The organism is Winogradskyella litorisediminis (genome assembly GCF_042675765.1).
Classification (GTDB): Bacteria; Bacteroidota; Bacteroidia; order Flavobacteriales; family Flavobacteriaceae; genus Winogradskyella; species Winogradskyella litorisediminis.
This window is the reverse complement of record NZ_JBHTJL010000016.1, coordinates 93,968-111,740: the sequence shown is the minus strand read 5'-3', so window position 1 is coordinate 111,740 and position 17,773 is coordinate 93,968. Positions and strand designations below refer to the sequence as shown.

Annotated in this window: 29 protein-coding genes; all 29 read right to left on the bottom strand. The window is 34.8% G+C overall.

The genetic code is table 11. From position 1 onward, the window contains the following. Positions 1 to 4: 4 nt before the first annotated feature. A complete protein-coding gene (locus ACFQ1Q_RS11650) occupies positions 5 to 916 on the bottom strand; it encodes a dimethylarginine dimethylaminohydrolase family protein (protein WP_386131581.1) in 912 nt (303 codons plus the stop codon). Between the two features lie 99 nt (positions 917 to 1,015). Further along, entirely contained in the window at positions 1,016 to 2,302 is a 1,287-nt protein-coding gene (locus ACFQ1Q_RS11645; protein WP_386131579.1) for a citrate synthase, read from the bottom strand. Between the two features lie 176 nt (positions 2,303 to 2,478). After that, complete coding sequence (eno, locus tag ACFQ1Q_RS11640) at positions 2,479 to 3,771, bottom strand: phosphopyruvate hydratase (RefSeq protein WP_386131577.1); 1,293 nt, start codon at positions 3,769 to 3,771, stop codon at positions 2,479 to 2,481. A 221-nt stretch (positions 3,772 to 3,992) separates the two neighbouring features. Next, positions 3,993 to 5,093, bottom strand: coding sequence for a glutamine-hydrolyzing carbamoyl-phosphate synthase small subunit (gene carA, locus ACFQ1Q_RS11635; protein ID WP_386131574.1), 1,101 nt, complete (start codon positions 5,091 to 5,093; stop codon positions 3,993 to 3,995). Between the two features lie 113 nt (positions 5,094 to 5,206). Beyond that, positions 5,207 to 5,680: a 50S ribosomal protein L17 gene (gene rplQ, locus ACFQ1Q_RS11630; RefSeq protein ID WP_386131571.1), complete on the bottom strand. Its 474-nt coding sequence runs from the start codon at positions 5,678 to 5,680 to the stop codon at positions 5,207 to 5,209. Positions 5,681 to 5,756: 76 nt separating this feature from the next. Next, a complete protein-coding gene (locus ACFQ1Q_RS11625; protein ID WP_386131569.1) occupies positions 5,757 to 6,749 on the bottom strand; it encodes a DNA-directed RNA polymerase subunit alpha in 993 nt (330 codons plus the stop codon). A 94-nt stretch (positions 6,750 to 6,843) separates the two neighbouring features. Then, a complete protein-coding gene (gene rpsD, locus ACFQ1Q_RS11620) occupies positions 6,844 to 7,449 on the bottom strand; it encodes a 30S ribosomal protein S4 (protein WP_386131566.1) in 606 nt (201 codons plus the stop codon). 214 nt (positions 7,450 to 7,663) lie between these two features. Beyond that, complete coding sequence (rpsK, locus tag ACFQ1Q_RS11615; protein WP_386131563.1) at positions 7,664 to 8,047, bottom strand: 30S ribosomal protein S11; 384 nt, start codon at positions 8,045 to 8,047, stop codon at positions 7,664 to 7,666. Between the two features lie 102 nt (positions 8,048 to 8,149). Continuing rightward, entirely contained in the window at positions 8,150 to 8,524 is a 375-nt protein-coding gene (gene rpsM, locus ACFQ1Q_RS11610) for a 30S ribosomal protein S13 (RefSeq protein ID WP_386131560.1), read from the bottom strand. Positions 8,525 to 8,642: 118 nt separating this feature from the next. Continuing rightward, on the bottom strand, positions 8,643 to 8,759 hold the full coding sequence (gene ykgO / locus ACFQ1Q_RS11605; RefSeq protein ID WP_008269159.1) for a type B 50S ribosomal protein L36: 117 nt from the start codon (positions 8,757 to 8,759) through the stop codon (positions 8,643 to 8,645). 57 nt (positions 8,760 to 8,816) lie between these two features. Continuing rightward, complete coding sequence (infA, locus tag ACFQ1Q_RS11600) at positions 8,817 to 9,032, bottom strand: translation initiation factor IF-1 (protein ID WP_007094967.1); 216 nt, start codon at positions 9,030 to 9,032, stop codon at positions 8,817 to 8,819. A gap of 72 nt (positions 9,033 to 9,104) precedes the next feature. Then, positions 9,105 to 10,454, bottom strand: a complete 1,350-nt coding sequence (gene secY / locus ACFQ1Q_RS11595) for a preprotein translocase subunit SecY (protein ID WP_386131558.1) — start codon at positions 10,452 to 10,454, stop codon at positions 9,105 to 9,107. A gap of 11 nt (positions 10,455 to 10,465) precedes the next feature. Then, positions 10,466 to 10,918, bottom strand: a complete 453-nt coding sequence (rplO, locus tag ACFQ1Q_RS11590) for a 50S ribosomal protein L15 (RefSeq protein ID WP_386131555.1) — start codon at positions 10,916 to 10,918, stop codon at positions 10,466 to 10,468. 16 nt (positions 10,919 to 10,934) lie between these two features. Further along, the gene (gene rpmD, locus ACFQ1Q_RS11585) at positions 10,935 to 11,114 is read right to left on the bottom strand and encodes a 50S ribosomal protein L30 (protein WP_045468968.1); all 180 of its coding nucleotides are present in this window, start codon (positions 11,112 to 11,114) and stop codon (positions 10,935 to 10,937) included. Between the two features lie 13 nt (positions 11,115 to 11,127). Beyond that, positions 11,128 to 11,652, bottom strand: coding sequence for a 30S ribosomal protein S5 (gene rpsE, locus ACFQ1Q_RS11580; protein ID WP_386131553.1), 525 nt, complete (start codon positions 11,650 to 11,652; stop codon positions 11,128 to 11,130). A 6-nt stretch (positions 11,653 to 11,658) separates the two neighbouring features. Then, positions 11,659 to 12,015 (bottom strand): 50S ribosomal protein L18, encoded by a 357-nt coding sequence (rplR, locus tag ACFQ1Q_RS11575; RefSeq protein WP_386131551.1) that lies wholly within the window; start codon positions 12,013 to 12,015, stop codon positions 11,659 to 11,661. A gap of 10 nt (positions 12,016 to 12,025) precedes the next feature. Next, complete coding sequence (gene rplF / locus ACFQ1Q_RS11570) at positions 12,026 to 12,568, bottom strand: 50S ribosomal protein L6 (RefSeq protein WP_386131548.1); 543 nt, start codon at positions 12,566 to 12,568, stop codon at positions 12,026 to 12,028. 12 nt (positions 12,569 to 12,580) lie between these two features. After that, the gene (rpsH, locus tag ACFQ1Q_RS11565) at positions 12,581 to 12,979 is read right to left on the bottom strand and encodes a 30S ribosomal protein S8 (protein ID WP_386131545.1); all 399 of its coding nucleotides are present in this window, start codon (positions 12,977 to 12,979) and stop codon (positions 12,581 to 12,583) included. Between the two features lie 80 nt (positions 12,980 to 13,059). Continuing rightward, positions 13,060 to 13,329 carry a 30S ribosomal protein S14 gene (gene rpsN / locus ACFQ1Q_RS11560; RefSeq protein ID WP_042245225.1) on the bottom strand — a complete coding sequence of 90 codons (270 nt, stop codon included), beginning with the start codon at positions 13,327 to 13,329 and terminating at the stop codon, positions 13,060 to 13,062. A gap of 2 nt (positions 13,330 to 13,331) precedes the next feature. Beyond that, positions 13,332 to 13,883, bottom strand: coding sequence for a 50S ribosomal protein L5 (rplE, locus tag ACFQ1Q_RS11555; RefSeq protein ID WP_386131542.1), 552 nt, complete (start codon positions 13,881 to 13,883; stop codon positions 13,332 to 13,334). Positions 13,884 to 13,885: 2 nt separating this feature from the next. Then, positions 13,886 to 14,197, bottom strand: a complete 312-nt coding sequence (gene rplX, locus ACFQ1Q_RS11550; RefSeq protein WP_386131539.1) for a 50S ribosomal protein L24 — start codon at positions 14,195 to 14,197, stop codon at positions 13,886 to 13,888. 14 nt (positions 14,198 to 14,211) lie between these two features. Then, the gene (rplN, locus tag ACFQ1Q_RS11545; protein ID WP_188375185.1) at positions 14,212 to 14,580 is read right to left on the bottom strand and encodes a 50S ribosomal protein L14; all 369 of its coding nucleotides are present in this window, start codon (positions 14,578 to 14,580) and stop codon (positions 14,212 to 14,214) included. A gap of 2 nt (positions 14,581 to 14,582) precedes the next feature. After that, complete coding sequence (rpsQ, locus tag ACFQ1Q_RS11540; RefSeq protein ID WP_006988541.1) at positions 14,583 to 14,840, bottom strand: 30S ribosomal protein S17; 258 nt, start codon at positions 14,838 to 14,840, stop codon at positions 14,583 to 14,585. Positions 14,841 to 14,857: 17 nt separating this feature from the next. Further along, a complete protein-coding gene (rpmC, locus tag ACFQ1Q_RS11535; protein ID WP_073085360.1) occupies positions 14,858 to 15,049 on the bottom strand; it encodes a 50S ribosomal protein L29 in 192 nt (63 codons plus the stop codon). A gap of 11 nt (positions 15,050 to 15,060) precedes the next feature. Then, complete coding sequence (gene rplP / locus ACFQ1Q_RS11530; RefSeq protein ID WP_386131534.1) at positions 15,061 to 15,480, bottom strand: 50S ribosomal protein L16; 420 nt, start codon at positions 15,478 to 15,480, stop codon at positions 15,061 to 15,063. Positions 15,481 to 15,503: 23 nt separating this feature from the next. Then, positions 15,504 to 16,226, bottom strand: coding sequence for a 30S ribosomal protein S3 (gene rpsC / locus ACFQ1Q_RS11525; protein ID WP_386131532.1), 723 nt, complete (start codon positions 16,224 to 16,226; stop codon positions 15,504 to 15,506). Between the two features lie 9 nt (positions 16,227 to 16,235). Beyond that, positions 16,236 to 16,643 (bottom strand): 50S ribosomal protein L22, encoded by a 408-nt coding sequence (gene rplV, locus ACFQ1Q_RS11520; protein WP_386131529.1) that lies wholly within the window; start codon positions 16,641 to 16,643, stop codon positions 16,236 to 16,238. A gap of 5 nt (positions 16,644 to 16,648) precedes the next feature. After that, on the bottom strand, positions 16,649 to 16,927 hold the full coding sequence (rpsS, locus tag ACFQ1Q_RS11515) for a 30S ribosomal protein S19 (protein ID WP_008269180.1): 279 nt from the start codon (positions 16,925 to 16,927) through the stop codon (positions 16,649 to 16,651). A 13-nt stretch (positions 16,928 to 16,940) separates the two neighbouring features. Then, a complete protein-coding gene (gene rplB, locus ACFQ1Q_RS11510) occupies positions 16,941 to 17,768 on the bottom strand; it encodes a 50S ribosomal protein L2 (protein ID WP_386131526.1) in 828 nt (275 codons plus the stop codon). Between the last annotated feature and the right edge of the window lie 5 nt (positions 17,769 to 17,773).

Genomic DNA, 17,773 nt, shown 5'->3' with positions numbered 1-17,773 from the left:
GAAATTAGTCTCTAATCAAAGGCATTGTACTACAACGTAGCAAACCTTCTTGTTTAGCAATCTCAGCATAAGGCACTTCTTCAACTGTAAAACCCTGCTCGCGTAACCATGTGTTTAGACGTGTAAAGTTTTGCTCGGAAATAATCACATCTTCAGAAATGGAGAAGATATTACTATTCATATCGTACATTTCGTCTTTAGTAATTTCAAAAACATTATCTTTTCCAAAGAAATCAACCAACCATTGGTATTCTTTTTCAACTAAAAATCCATTTTTATGAATGATGGCTTTGTCTTTACCTATCGGTTGAAAACAACAGTCTAAATGCAGCGCATTTTCTTTTGGATTTGTGTTCGATTTTCGAAGTTCAAAAGCCTTTACTATTTTATGAGGAAATAATTTTTTTAGCGCCTCAACCGCAGCAGTATTAGTTCGGGCTGTAATAAAATCTGAATAATCTTCACCGGAGTATGTACCCACAAATATATAGTCGTTCCAAGGCATAATATCACCACCTTCAAAATGACATGATTCTGGTAATTTTATAATATTCTCTTTTTTTACTGTTGACCAAATATACTTTGTTGCTTCTATTTCTCTATCTCTATCTGGTAGTATGTTGGCTATAACAATTTTGTCGTCAATGACAAATGAAATATCTCTTGCAAAAATTTGATTGTAATCTTTTATAATTTCTGGCCTGTAAACAGTTACGTCGTACTTAAGCAAAACGTTTTCAACCGCTTGCATTTCTTTAATCATATCCTCTTCTTTTGGATATGTACCTGCCAAAACATGAAGTCTACTTTTTGGGTCATAGCAGTCTTCAACTTTTGGAGTTGGCCCGTTACTTTCTGCAGTACCTAATATCACAGCTCTTAAGCGTGACGTTTCATTTTTAATGTTAAGTTTCATAGATGAAATATTCAGTTTTCACAAAACTAAATTTATAGATGAGAACATGATTGAACAGAAAAAAGCTCCATAATTTCTTATGAAGCTTTTTAAAACTTTTTATCTTTTTTCTATTGGTGTAAAAGACCTTAATGTCTCACCAGTATATAATTGACGTGGACGGCCAATAGGTTCTTTACGCATACGCATTTCTTTCCACTGTGCAATCCAACCTGGTAAACGACCTAATGCAAACATTACAGTAAACATTTCTACAGGTATACCCATAGCACGGTAAATAATTCCAGAGTAGAAATCTACATTTGGATACAGTTTACGGTCTACAAAATATGAGTCTTCTAAAGCTTCTTTTTCTAAACCTTTAGCAATATCCAAAATTGGATCTTCAACACCTAAATCGCTCAATACTTCGTCTGCAGCAACCTTAATAATTTTTGCTCTTGGGTCAAAGTTTTTATAAACACGATGACCAAAGCCCATTAAACGGAAAGGGTCGCTTTTGTCTTTAGCTTTAGCCATATATTTTTTAGTATCTCCACCATCTTCTTTAATTGCTTCAAGCATTTCTAAAACTGCTTGATTTGCTCCACCATGAAGTGGTCCCCAAAGCGCGGAAATACCAGCAGATAAAGATGCGAATAATCCTGCGTGCGAAGAACCTGTAATTCTAACCGTTGAGGTCGAACAATTTTGTTCGTGGTCTGCATGTAGAATTAATAATTTGTCTAATGCGTTAACAAGTATAGAACTTTGAGTGTAATCCTTATTTGGGTTTTTAAACATCATCTTTAAGATGTTTTCTACATATCCTAGATTATCATCGCCATATTCTAACGGTAAACCATTCTTTTTGCGCATTGTCCATGCAACAAGAACAGGAAACTTACCTAAAATACTAACGATTGCCTTATACATGTCCTCTTCTGAATCTACATTAACGGAAGATGGATTAAATGCGGTTAAAGCACTGGTTAAAGAAGATAAAACACCCATTGGGTGAGCTGCCTTTGGAAATGCATCTAAAATCTTTTTTACATCGTCATCAACAACAGCCTGAGATTTAATATCAGAATGAAACTTATCTAATTGAGATTTATTAGGAAGTTCACCAAAAATTAAAAGATAAGCCACCTCTAAAAAATCAGCTTTTTCTGCCAACTCTTCAATAGCATATCCACGATATCTTAGCACACCCTTTTCTCCATCTAAAAATGTAATAGCGCTCTCGCAGCTACCTGTATTTTTATAACCTGGATCAATAGTAATAATACCATTTGTAGCTGCTCGCAAGGCTTTAATATCTATTGCTACCTCATTCTCTGTACCTCTAACCAATGGGAATTCGTGCTTTTCTCCATTAATCTCTAATATCGCTTTATCTGACATCTATAGTTGATTTTTTCTTAAATTTTTCGGATTACGAAATTACGAAATCTACATCGATTTCGAAAGCGTATTTATAACGGTTTTAACAATTCTAGTATTCTTAAAACCTATATAAAATAAGAGCGATTGCCCAATACAGACAATCGCTTATATTTAAAGATAAGAAATTTTAATTCTTAGTTTAGTTTAAAAGCATTTTCTTGAGGAAAATATGCTACACTACCAAGCTCTTCTTCAATGCGTAATAACTGATTGTATTTAGCCATACGGTCGCTTCGAGAAGCTGAACCAGTTTTAATTTGCCCTGTATTTAATGCTACAGCCAAATCTGCAATGGTATTATCTTCGGTTTCCCCAGAACGGTGAGACATTACAGAGGTATAACCTGCATTATGCGCCATGTTTACAGCAGCTATGGTTTCTGTTAATGTACCAATTTGGTTCACTTTAATTAAAATTGAATTGGCTATTCCTTCAGAGATACCTCTACCTAAACGCTCTACATTAGTTACAAATAAATCATCACCAACCAATTGGACTTTATCGCCAATTTTGTCTGTTAGATACTTCCAACCTTGCCAATCATTTTCATCCATACCGTCTTCAATAGAAATAATTGGGTATTTTGAAGCCAGTTCTGCTAAGTAGTCTGCTTGCTCTTGGCTTGTTCTTACTTTTCCGCTGTCTCCTTCAAAAATGGTATAATCGTACTTTCCGTCTTTGTAGAATTCTGCCGCAGCACAATCTAAAGCAATCATAACATCATCACCTAAGTTGTAACCTGCGTTAGCTACTGCTTTTGCAATAGTTTCTAAAGCATCTTCAGTTCCACCAGCAAGGTTTGGTGCAAAACCACCTTCGTCTCCAACGGCAGTACTTAGATTTCTGTCGTGTAATACTTTCTTAAGATGATGAAAAATCTCAGTTCCCATTTGCATAGCATGCGTAAAGTTTTTTGCCTTTACTGGCATTACCATAAATTCTTGAAATGCAATTGGTGCATCTGAGTGAGAACCGCCGTTAATGATATTCATCATTGGTACTGGCAATGTATTTGCCGAAACACCACCAACGTATCTGTATAGTGGCATATTAAGTTCATTAGCTGCTGCTTTTGCGGCTGCTAAAGACACACCTAAAATAGCATTGGCACCTAACTTAGATTTGTTAGGTGTACCATCTAAATCAATCATCATTTGGTCAATGGCATTCTGCTCAAAAACAGAAACGCCTAATAGTTCTTCAGCTATTATAGAATTGACATTATTTACTGCTTTAGAGACACCTTTGCCCATATAAGTATCGCCACCATCACGTAACTCTACAGCTTCGTGCTCGCCAGTCGACGCTCCAGATGGTACAGCAGCACGACCTAAAACGCCGTTTTCTGTAATAACATCTACCTCTACGGTTGGATTTCCTCTACTGTCTAAAATTTGTCTGGCGTGAATGTTGATTATGATACTCATGGGTGATATTTTTTAATATTTATTTTATTATTTATTTGAACGAAATGCTGATACAATCTCGAATTCTCGGAACAGTATGGCAAGCTTCATTTGTCAAATTTACAAAAATGAAGTCCTTAAATTAGGAGATTGATATATTATTACGATAAATTGCTACGAAACGGTTTTCGTAATTGAAAAATGGTAACAAAGCGCTTGATTTGTTACCATTTTTTCATCACTTATTTCTTTATTCGTTCGATAAACTCATCAAACAAATAGGTAGAATCGTTTGGTCCGGGACTTGCTTCTGGATGGTATTGTACAGAAAATACATTTTTGTTTTTCATTTTAATACCTGCAACCGTATTGTCGTTAAGATGCACGTGTGTTATCTCAATATCTGGATGCTTTTCTGTTTCTTCTCTATTGATGGCAAAACCGTGGTTTTGAGAGGTTATTTCTCCTTTACCTGTAATTAAATTTTTTACAGGATGATTTATTCCTCTATGGCCGTTGTGCATTTTGTATGTTGAAATTCCATTTGCTAAAGCAATAATTTGATGCCCTAAGCAAATACCAAAAAGTGGTTTATCTTTTGCGATAACTTCTTTAGCAATAGCTTGAGCTTCTACTAAAGGCTCTGGGTCGCCAGGTCCGTTTGATAAGAAATACCCATCTGGATTAAACGCTTCTAAATCTTCAAATTTTGCATTGTATGGAAATACTTTCACATAAGCATCGCGTTGCGTTAAATTGCGCAAAATATTCTTTTTTATACCTATATCTAAGGCTGCAATTTTATAGGTTGCGTTTTCGTCTCCGACAAAGTAAGGTTCTTTGGTTGAAACTTTTGAAGCCAATTCTAAACCATTCATGCTGGGTTGTTCAGCAAGTTGTTTTTTTAATTCTTCAACATTACCAACTTCAGTGGTAATTACAGCATTCATAGCGCCATTATCTCTAATATAACTTACCAAAGCTCTAGTATCAACATCGGAAATGGCTAAAGTGTTATTTTCTTCAAAGAAAGTTTCTAAGGACTTGTCTCCACCTGGACGTGAATATTCAAAGCTAAAATTCTTACAAATCAAACCTGCAATCTTTACTGAGTCAGATTCGTTTTCAGAATTTTTTGTTCCGTAATTCCCAATATGAGCATTGGTTGTTACCATAAGTTGCCCAAAATAAGAAGGATCAGTAAAAATTTCTTGGTAACCAGTGGTGCCTGTGTTAAAACAAACCTCGCCAAAAGCTGTGCCCTCTTTACCTATAGATTTACCATGAAAAATTGTGCCATCTGCAAGTAAAATTAAGGCTTTTTTTCTTTGTTTATATTTCATGCGCTGAGTTGTGTTTTAAGTTTCGATATAGAAACTTTAGTTATACAAAATTCCAAAAAAAAAGGATAAACTAAAATAGTTTACCCTTTATATTTATTAATGCTTATTAACATTTATTCTTCTTCGTTAGTAGCTTTAGTTTCTACTACTGGAGTAGTAGTAGCTTTCTTTCCACCTCGTCTACTTCTACGAGTTGTCTTCTTCGGCGCTTTATCGGCGTTATAAATCTCGTTGTAATCTACTAACTCAATCATTGCCATATCTGCGTTATCTCCAAGACGATTACCTAATTTGATAATTCTTGTGTAACCACCTGGACGATCTCCTACTTTAGCAGCTACGTCTCTAAACAATTCTGCTACAACATCTTTTTGTCTTAATTTAGAAAATACCAAACGTCTATTGTGTGTAGTATCTTCTTTAGATTTTGTAATCATTGGCTCAACAAATTGCTTCAAAGCTTTTGCTTTTGCAACAGTTGTATTAATACGTTTGTGCTCAATTAAAGAACATGCCATATTAGCTAACATTGCTTTTCTGTGAGCTGTTTTACGACCTAAATGATTGAATTTTTTTCCGTGTCTCATGACTTTTTGTTTATCATCTTGCTTCCAAATCTAGAAAAAGTTTCTAGAGAGCAAAATATGATTAGTTTAATTATTATTAGTCCTTATCTAATTTATATTTGCTTAAATCCATTCCGAAGTTAAGACCTTTTACATTCACTAATTCTTCTAGCTCTGTTAAAGACTTCTTACCAAAATTTCTGAATTTCATTAAATCATTTTTATTGAAAGATACTAAGTCACCTAAAGTGTCTACTTCAGCAGCTTTTAAACAATTAAGCGCACGTACAGACAAATCCATATCAACTAATTTAGTTTTCAATAGCTGACGCATGTGAAGAGATTCTTCATCATAAGTCTCAGTCTGTGCAATTTCATCCGCCTCTAAAGTGATACGCTCGTCTGAGAATAACATGAAGTGGTGAATTAATATTTTTGCTGCTTCAGTTAATGCATCTTTTGGATGAATTGAACCGTCTGTTTGAATTTCGAAAACTAACTTTTCGTAATCCGTTTTTTGCTCAACACGGAAGTTTTCAATTCCGTATTTTACATTTTTTATTGGCGTGTAAATAGAATCCGTAAAAATTGTACCTATTGGTGCTGAAGCCTTTTTGTTTTCTTCTGCTGGTACGTAACCTCTACCTTTTTCAATAGTGATTTCCATATTAACACTCACTTTTGGGTCTAAGTTACAGATAACTAAATCTGTATTTAAAACTTGGAAACCAGAGATAAATTTTTGGAAATCTCCTGCAGTGATTTGCTCTTGACCTGAAATTGATATTGTAACTGTTTCGTTATCAACTTCATCAATTTGACGCTTAAAGTTTACTTGTTTTAAGTTCAAAATCATTTCAGTTACGTCTTCTACTACACCAGAAATTGTTGAGAATTCGTGGTCTACACCTTCGATTCTAACAGATGTAATAGCAAAACCTTCTAATGACGATAACAAAACTCGTCTTAAGGCATTACCAACTGTTAAACCATATCCAGGTTCTAATGGTCTGAATTCGAATTTACCATCGAATTCATTAGAATCTATCATGATTACTTTATCTGGTTTTTGAAAATTTAATATTGCCATAGTTTTCTTCGTTTTAATTGTTATTTGGTTGCGCGGTTTAAAAGTTTGAAGAAGTCCAGTAAACCCTTTGGCCAAATACCAATATGATTAATTATTATTTAGAGTAAAGTTCAACGATAAATTGTTCGTTGATGTTCTCAGGAATTTGAATACGTGCAGGTACAGAAACGTAAGTACCAGATTTCGTATCGTTGTTAAAAGTAATCCACTCATAAACATTACTAGAATTAGCTAATGAATTAGTGATTGCTTCTAAAGATTTAGATTTTTCTCTTACACCAACAACATCACCAGCTTTTAATTGGTAAGAAGGAATGTTTACCTTTTCACCATTTACAGTAATATGTCTGTGAGAAACTAACTGACGTGCAGCGCTTCTTGTTGGAGCAATGCCCATTCTGTAAACTACGTTATCTAAACGAGACTCACATAATTGTAATAATACTTCACCAGTAATACCTTGTGCAGCTGTTGCTCTTTTAAACATATTTCTGAATTGCTTTTCTAAAATACCATAGGTGTACTTAGCTTTTTGCTTTTCCATTAACTGGATTGCGTATTCAGATTTTTTTCCACGACGACGGTTGTTTCCGTGTTGTCCTGGAGGATAATTACGTTTTTCGAAGGCTTTATCATCTCCGAAGATAGCTTCGCCAAATTTACGAGCTATTTTAGTTTTAGGACCAGTATATCTTGCCATTTTAAATTAATTTTGAGAGTGATTCTAGAATTAAGGTCTTAAGCTTATCCTTCTAAATCGTTTACCTCTCGTTGATACTTGTTATTATTTTCGGTTTGCAAAAATACACAAAATAAACTAATCTCAATATAGTTATCGAAATTAGTTTATTTTATGATATTCAACATCTTAAAGATGTCTTAGTTAATCAGATTTATCTGATTATATGTTGTAATTATACACGACGTCTTTTAGGAGGACGACATCCGTTATGCGGCTGTGGTGTAACATCGATAATTTCAGTTACTTCAATACCTGCATTGTGGATGGATCTTATAGCAGATTCTCTACCGTTACCTGGACCTTTTACGTATGCTTTTACTTTCTTTAAACCAGCTTCTTTAGCAACTCCTGCAGCATCTTCTGCAGCTAACTGAGCAGCATAGGGTGTATTCTTTTTTGAACCTCTAAAACCCATTTTACCAGCTGATGACCATGAAATTACGTCACCTTTTTTATTTGTTAAAGATACAATGATGTTATTGAAAGATGCTGTTATATGAGCTTCTCCGACTGCATCAATAATTACTTTACGTTTTTTTGTACTTGACTTTGCCATTTTTTCTTTTAGTTTTTAGTGATTAGTTTATAGTCGCTAGAATCCTAAACCGTATAAATTTCAAACAGATTCCTTCCAACGTCTAAAGACTAAATACTATTTTTACTTAGTTACTTTCTTTTTGTTAGCAACCGTTTTTCTTCTACCTTTTCTTGTACGAGAGTTGTTTTTTGTACGTTGACCCCTTAAAGGAAGTCCAGCTCTGTGACGGATACCTCTGTAACATCCAATGTCCATTAAACGTTTTATGTTTAATTGTGTTTCAGAACGTAACTCACCTTCAATTTTGAAAGTTCCAACAGCATCACGGATTGCTCCGATTTGATCATCTGTCCAGTCTTGTACTTTTGTGCTTTCGTCAACTTTAGCAGTTTCTAAAATTTCTTTAGCACGACTTCTACCTATTCCATAGATATAAGTTAAAGAGATAACTCCTCTTTTTTGTTTTGGTATGTCTACACCTGCAATTCTTGCCATATCTGTTTTAGTTTTTGCACTGAAGTCATTTAATCAATGCGATTTTTAGTTGTTAGAATCCTAAACCAATCGATTTCGAACAGATTCATTTCAGTCTAATAACTAAACGTTTTAGTGTTTATCCTTGTCTTTGTTTAAATCTTGGATTCTTTTTGTTAATTACGTAAAGTCTCCCTTTTCTTCGTACCAATTTACAATCGGCACTTCTCTTTTTAACTGATGCTCTTACTTTCATCTTAATTAATTTTAAAACTCTTTGTGATTTCGACGACGCTCAACCACCAGAGCATTCTTAGTATCTATAAGTTATACGAGCCTTCGTTAAATCATAAGGGCTCATTTCTAATTTTACTTTATCTCCAGGTAATAACTTAATGTAATGCATACGCATTTTACCAGAGATGTGTGCAGTCACGATGTGACCGTTTTCTAATTCTACTCGGAACATTGCATTAGATAATGCTTCTATTATCGTTCCATCTTGTTCTATTGCTGCTTGTTTTGCCATAAATAATTTTTAATGTTTAGTCTTTTTAAAACAAATACCTTGCCCAATTGAGACTAATTCATTTTGTATCTTTTATTGCGCTACTGCTTTTCTATTTTTACCTGATTTCATCAAGCCGTCATAGTGCTTATTTAACAAGTATGAATTTACTTGTTGCATAGTGTCTATTGCAACGCCAACCATAATTAATAATGATGTACCTCCAAAGAATAATGCCCAACCTTGTTGAACTCCAATTAATTTAACGACAAATGCAGGGAAAATTGCAATTAATGCTAAGAAAATAGAACCTGGTAAGGTAATTTGAGACATTATTTTGTCTAAATATTCAGAAGTTTCACTTCCTGGACGAATACCTGGAATAAAACCACCACTACGCTTTAAGTCATCTGCCATTTTGTTTGTTGGAACTGTAATAGCAGTATAGAAATATGTAAATACAATGATTAATAGTGCAAACACTAAGTTATACCAAAATCCGAAGATATCAGAAAAGTTAGCTTGCATCCATTGACCAGCATCAGTATCTTTTAACCATGATGAACCACCGATTAAACCAGGAACAAACATGATTGCTTGTGCAAAGATAATAGGCATTACACCAGAAGCATTGAGCTTTAATGGTAAAAACTGACGAGACCCAAATACGTTTTTCTCATAACCACCAGAAGCCGTTCTACGAGCGTATTGCACTTGTACTTTTCTTACAGCCATTACCAATAAAACAGAAGCTAGTATAATTAAAAACCATATTACAAGTTCTATTAGAATTAACATAAAACCTCCGTTACCTTCAGTTCTTGATGCTGCATTGAGTAAAAATGACTGTGGTAAAGTAGCAATAATACCTACCATAATTAATAGTGATATTCCATTACCAATACCTTTGTCAGTAATTTTTTCACCTAACCACATTGCAAAAATACAACCAGTTACTAAAATTACTATAGATGAGAAATAAAATAAACCTCCAGTACCTAATAAAAATGCACTTTGCGGAATACCTAAACTTGGTAAGCTTACCAAATAACCAGGTGCTTGTACTAAACAAATAGCAATAGTTAACCAACGTGTGATTTGATTAATCTTTTTACGCCCGCTTTCTCCCTCTTTTTGTAGTTTTTGTAAATAAGGAATTGCAATTCCCATTAATTGTACTACAATAGAAGCAGATATGTATGGCATAATACCTAAAGCAAACACAGAGGCGTTTGCAAAAGCGCCACCAGTAAAAGCATTTAATAAACCAAGAATTCCACCATCAGTAGTATTTTGTAAACCGCCTAATTGAGATGCATCAATACCTGGTAAAACTACTTGCGCTCCAAAACGGTAAACAAGTAATAACCCTAGAGTTAAAACTATTCTGTCTTTAAGCTCTGTAATTTTCCAGACGTTTTTTAAAGTATCTATTATTTTCATTCTAATATATCTTATAAAGTTACAGCTTCACCACCAGCAGCTTCAATAGCAGCTTTAGCCGACGCAGTAAATTTATGAGCTTTAACTGTTAATTTTGCTTTTAATTCTCCACGACCTAAAATCTTAACTAATTCGTTTTTACGAGCTAATCTTAATTCTACTAGAGTATCAAAATCTACAGTATCTTTAATTTTCTTTGCTTCTACTAACTCTTGGAGTTTATCTAAGTTTACACCTTGATATTCTACTCTATTGATATTAGTAAAACCAAACTTAGGTACACGACGTTGTAATGGCATTTGACCACCTTCGAATCCTAATTTCTTAGAATAACCAGAACGTGACTTTGCTCCTTTGTGACCACGGGTTGCCGTACCACCTTTTCCAGAACCTTGCCCACGACCAACGCGTTTTCCTTGTCTTTTAACTGAACCTTCTGCAGGTTTTAAATTACTTAAATCCATTGTTAAGTTATATTTTTTAAGCTTCCTCTACAGAAACTAAATGTTCAACTTTCTTAACCATACCAAGGATGTTTGGTGTGGCATCATGCTCTACAACTTGACCGATTTTTTTGAGACCTAAAGCTTCTAATGTAAGCTTTTGTCTTTTAGTACGGTTAATTGCACTCTTAACTTTTTTTACTTTAATCTTCGCCATCTTATCCTAATGATTATCCGTTAAATACTTTTTCAAGTGAAATACCTCTTTCTTTAGCAATAGCGCCTGCATCTCTCAATTGTAATAAAGCATCAAAAGTTGCTTTTACTACATTATGAGGGTTTGAAGATCCTTGAGACTTAGATAATACATCATGTACACCTACGGCTTCAAGAACTGTTCTTACAGCACCACCAGCAATAACACCAGTACCAGGAGCTGCAGGTATAATATTTACTCGTGCACCACCAAATTTACCTTTTTGTTCGTGAGGTAATGTTCCTTTAATAATAGGAATTCTAACTAAATTCTTCTTAGCGTCTTCTACTGCTTTAGCAATTGCTGTAGCAACATCTTTAGATTTACCTAAACCTTGACCTACTACACCTGCTTCGTCACCTACAACAACAATAGCAGAAAAACCAAAAGCTCTACCACCTTTTGTTACTTTAGTTACACGTTGCACGCCTACCAAACGATCTTTTAAATCTAAACCTCCAGGTTTTACAAGCTCTGCGTTTTTATATTTTTGATACATAATGTCTTAAAATTTAAGTCCTGCTTCTCTAGCACCTTCTGCTAATGATTTTACTCTACCGTGGTATAAGTATCCACTTCTATCAAAAGAAATAGTCTCTACACCAGCTTTCAATGCTTTTTCAGCAACTGATTTTCCAACTAAAGTCGCAATCTCAGATTTGTTACCTTTCGAGCCACTTAAGTCTTTATCTCTAGAAGATGCTGCAGCGATAGTTTTACCTGTCACATCATCTACCACTTGAGCATAAATTTCTTTATTACTTCTAAAAACAGATAATCTTGGTCTAGCTTCAGTACCAGATACAATCTTACGAATTCTGCTTTTTATTCTTTGTCTTCTTTCGTTCTTTGTTAATGCCATAACCTTAGTATTAAGCTGATTTACCTGCTTTTCTTCTGATTTCTTCACCAACAAACTTCACACCTTTTCCTTTGTAAGGTTCTGGCTTACGGAAGCCACGGATTTTTGCCGCTACTTGACCTACCAATTGCTTGTCGTGAGAAGTTAATTTTACGATTGGGTTTTTACCCTTTTCAGAAATTGTTTCTATTTTAACTTCTGGAGCTACATCAATGATGATGTTATGCGAAAAACCTAAAGCTAAATCTAATTTTTGTCCTTGGTTAGATGCTCTGTAACCTACACCAACCAATTCTAATTCTTTTGTCCAACCTTTAGACACACCTTCAATCATATTAGCGATTAAAGCTCTGTATAAACCGTGCTTAGACTTGTGTTCTTTCTTTTCAGACTGACGCTCTAATGTGATAGTAGCATCTTCTATTTTGATATCAATACCTGAGTACTCTTGGGTTAACTCACCTAATTTACCTTTTGCAGTAATTATGTTGTCTTTAACTTCAACAGTTACGCCTTCAGGAATTGAAACTGGATTTTTACCTATTCTTGACATAATTTCCTGATTTTAGTAAACGTAACACAATACTTCACCACCAACGTTTTCTCTTTGCGCTTGCTTACCTGTCATTACTCCATGAGAGGTAGAAACAATTGCAATACCTAAACCATTTAAGATTCTTGGCATTTCGTTAGCGCCAGCATACTTACGTAAACCTGGTGTACTGATTCGTTGAATTTTTTTGATTACTGACTCTTTAGTCTCTTTGTTGTACTTAAGGGCAATTTTAATAGTTCCTTGTACAGTAGAGTCGTCAAATTTGTAACTTAAAATATATCCTTGGTCGAATAATATTTTAGTCATCTCTTTCTTTAAGTTAGATGCTGGAATCTCAACCACTCTGTGATTAGCTTTTACAGCATTTCTAACTCTAGTAAGATAATCCGCTATTGGATCTGTATACATAGTTATTAATTTGCGGAATCGGTTTTCGGTTATAGAACTCTTCTAAACCAAACCTGAAACCAATTTATAATTCTTTTTTATTACCAGCTTGCTTTCTTAACACCTGGGATTAATCCTTGATTAGCCATTTCTCTGAACATTACACGAGAAATTCCGAATTGTCTCATATATCCTTTTGGACGTCCGGTTAGCTTACAACGATTATGTTGGCGAATTGGTGAAGCGTTTTTTGGTAACTTTTGTAATGCCTCATAATCTCCAGCTTCTTTTAAAGCTTTACGTTTAGCTGCATATTTAGCTACTGTTTTTGCGCGCTTAACCTCGCGGGCTTTCATTGATTCTTTAGCCATAATTAGTTCTTTTTAAAAGGTAATCCTAGTTCTGTTAAAAGCGATTTTGCTTCCTTATCAGTTTCAGCTGTAGTTACAAATGTTATATCCATTCCTGAAATTCTGTTGATTTTATCAATATCAATTTCTGGAAAGATAATTTGCTCGGTAATACCTAAGTTATAATTTCCACGACCGTCAAAACCTGTAGCCTTAATACCGTTAAAATCTCTAACACGTGGTAAAGCTGAAGTTACTAAACGATCTAAAAACTCATACATATTCTCACCTCTTAACGTGACCATAGCGCCGATTGGCATTCCTTTACGTAATTTAAAAGATGCAACATCTTTTTTAGATAATGTATGAATAGCTTTTTGACCAGATATTTTAGTTAATTCCTCTACTGCATGGTCAACAAGTTTTTTATCAGCAACAGCTGCACCAACACCTCTAGATATAACAATCTTAGTAAGCTTAGGTACTTGCATCACATTTTTGTAACCAAATTCTTCTGTAAGAGCAGTAACAACTCTGTCCTTGTACTCTTGTTTTAATCTTGCAACGTAAGCCATAACTAAATTACTTCATTTGATTTTTTAGAAAATCTCACTTTATTGTCACCATCCATTCTGTAACCTACTCGAGTAGCTTCACCTTTTCCTGTAAGTAAAGATAAATTTGAAACATGAATAGCAGCTTCTTTTTCTACTATACCACCTTGAGGGCTTTGAGCACTTGGCTTCATATGCTTTTTAACCATATTTACACCTTCTACGATGGCTTTGTTTTTTTCTTTTAATACCTTAAGCACTTTACCTTCTGAACCTTTATGGTCTCCAGCAATTACTTTTACAGTATCTCCAGTTTTTATTTTAAGCTTTGTCATTTTTTCTTAATGTATTAAAGCACTTCTGGTGCTAATGATACAATTTTCATGAATTGTTTATCACGAAGCTCTCTTGCTACTGGTCCAAAAACACGTGTACCTCTCATTTCGCCCGTTGGGTTTAATAAAACACATGCATTATCATCAAAACGGATATAAGATCCATCAGGACGTCTAACCTCTTTAGCTGTACGTACAACCACTGCTGTAGAAACAGCACCTTTCTTAATATTACCATTTGGTGTTGCAGCTTTTACTGAAACTACAATTTTATCACCAACTGATGCATAACGTCTTTTTGTACCACCAAGAACACGGATAGTTAAAACTTCCTTTGCTCCTGTATTGTCAGCTACTTTTAATCTTGATTCTTGTTGTACCATAATTACTTCGCTCTTTCAATTATTTCTACTAATCTCCAACATTTAGATTTACTTAAAGGTCGTGTTTCCATAATCTTTACAGTATCTCCGATATTGCAGTCATTTGTTTCGTCATGAGCAACATATTTCTTTGTTTTCAAAACGAATTTTCCATACATAGGATGTTTTACCTTTTTTACTTCGGCAACAACAATAGACTTCTGCATTTTATTGCTAGTCACTACTCCTATACGTTCTTTTCTTAAATTTCTTTTTTCCATCTTTCAGCAGAATACAATTATTGATTGTCTCTATTTGTTAACTCGGTCGCTAATCTTGCTACGGTACGTCTTACGTTACGTAACTGAATAGGATTTTCTAATGGAGATATAGCATGTGCCATTTTTAGGTCTGTATAACTCTTTTTAGTTTCACCAAGTTTTTCTTGTAACTCAGCTGTAGATAGCTGTTTAATTTCTGATTGCTTCATAATACTTTTTATTAAGCTTCGTAATCTCTAGCTATGATAAACTTAGTTTTAACTGGAAGTTTTTGTGCTGCTAAACGCAATGCTTCTTGAGCTACGTCTAATGGCACTCCACTAATTTCAAATAAAACTCGACCTGGTTTTACAACTGCTGCCCAATATTCTACAGCACCTTTACCTTTACCCATACGTACTTCAAGAGGCTTTTTAGTAATAGGCTTGTCTGGAAATATTTTAATCCATAATGACCCTTCTCTCTTCATGTAACGAGTAGCTGCGATACGAGCTGCTTCTATTTGACGTGCAGTAATGAACGTTGAATCTAAGGCTTTAATACCGAAAGTTCCATTTGATAACAAATGACCTCTTCCAGCGTTACCTTTCATACGTCCTTTTTGCTGCTTACGAAATTTTGTTCTTTTAGGCTGTAACATTTTTTCTTCTTTCCTTTAAAAAATTACTTTCTACGACGTTGGTTTCCACCTTTTTTGGTACCGCCACGTCCACCTTTTCCTTTTTGCTTAGAAAGGCCAACTAACGGAGAAAGTTCTCTTTTTCCATAAACTTCACCTTTCATAATCCAAACTTTTACACCTAAACGACCGTAAGTCGTATGTGCTTCAACTAAAGCATAATCGATATCTGCTCTAAAAGTAGATAATGGAATACGACCTTCTTTGTAGTGCTCAGAACGTGCCATTTCAGCTCCATTTAAACGACCACTAATTTGGATTTTGATTCCTTCAGCATTCATACGCATTGCCGCTGCAATAGCCATTTTTATTGCACGTCTATAAGAAATTCTACTTTCAATTTGACGAGCAACACTAGCTGCCACTAAATACGCATCTAACTCAGGTCTCTTAATTTCAAAGATGTTCAATTGAACTTCTTTACCAGTAATCTTTTTAAGCTCTTCTTTTAACTTGTCTACCTCTTGGCCACCTTTTCCGATAATAATACCAGGTCTAGCGGTAGTGATAGTAACGGTTACAAGCTTTAAAGTTCTTTCAATGATTACTCTTGACACACTAGCTTTTGATAAACGAGCGTGAACATATTTTCTAATCTTATCGTCTTCGGCTAACTTGTCTCCATAGTCATTACCACCGTACCAGTTAGATTCCCATCCTCTGATAATACCTAAACGATTTCCGATTGGATTTGTCTTTTGTCCCATATCTCTATCTTAGCTTTGTGTTTTGTTTAATGAATCTACCACTAATGTTACGTGGTTAGATCTTTTTCTAATTCTATGTGCTCTACCTTGAGGTGCTGGACGTAGTCTTTTTAACATTGTACCACCATCTACTCTAATTTCTTTTACAAATAAATTAGCGTCCTCAATATCTGCATCCTCATTTTTAGCTTGCCAGTTTGCAATAGCAGACAATAACAATTTTTCTAAACGACGAGATGCTTCTTTTTGGCTAAATCTAAGAATCATTAGCGCTTTATCCGCCTTTTCACCTCTTACTAAATCCGCTACTAAACGCATTTTTCTTGGTGATGTAGGACAGTTATTTAGCTTAGCAAAAGCAACTTGCTTCTTCTCCGCCTTAATGGCTTCTGCCATTTTGTGTTTACGACTTCCCATGATTCTTATTTTTTACCTTTATTTTTTGCACCTGCATGACCACGGAATGATCTTGTCGGTGAAAACTCTCCTAACTTATGACCTACCATATTCTCAGTAACATATACTGGAACAAATTGTCTTCCATTGTGAACAGCTATAGTTTGACCAACAAAATCTGGAGAAATCATTGATGCTCTAGACCAAGTCTTAATAACTGTCTTTTTGTTTGAAGCTACGTTTTCAGCAACTTTCTTTTCTAATTTATAATGGATGTAAGGTCCTTTTTTTAATGAACGTGCCATACTACTTTCTTAATTATTTCTTTCTACGTTCTACAATGTACTTATTACTTGCTTTAGTTTTAGAACGAGTTCTATAACCCTTAGCAGGAATACCGTTTCTTGATCTTGGGTGTCCACCTGAAGACTTACCTTCACCACCACCCATTGGATGATCAACTGGGTTCATAACCACTGGTCTTGTTCTTGGACGTCTTCCTAACCATCTACTTCTACCTGCTTTACCTGAAACTAATAATTGATGATCAGAATTAGACACTACGCCAATAGTTGCTAAGCAATTAGCTAAGATTAGTCTTGTTTCACCTGATGGTAATTTAACTGTAGCAAATTTACCGTCTCTTGCCATTAATTGAGCAAAAGCACCTGCGCTTCGTGCCATAACAGCACCTTGACCTGGACGCAACTCTATACAAGAGATAATAGTACCTAATGGTATTTCACTTAATGGCATTGCATTTCCTATTTCAGGAGCAATACCTGTTTCTCCAGAAACGATGTTTTGACCTACTTGCAAACCATTTTGAGCGATGACATAACGTTTCTCACCATCTTGGTAATTTAGTAAAGCAATAAATGCCGTTCTGTTTGGATCATACTCGATTGACTTAACTTCTGCAGGAATACCTGGCTTGTTACGCTTAAAATCGATAATACGATACTTTTTCTTGTGACCACCACCAATGTAGCGCATGGTCATTTTTCCTTGACTGTTTCTACCACCAGACCTTTTTTTCGGAACGAGTAAACTCTTTTCCGGCTTATCAGTAGTAATGGCGTCAAATCCATTAACTACTCTAAATCGCTGGGCTGATGTAACTGGTTTTAATTTTCTTACTGACATTGATG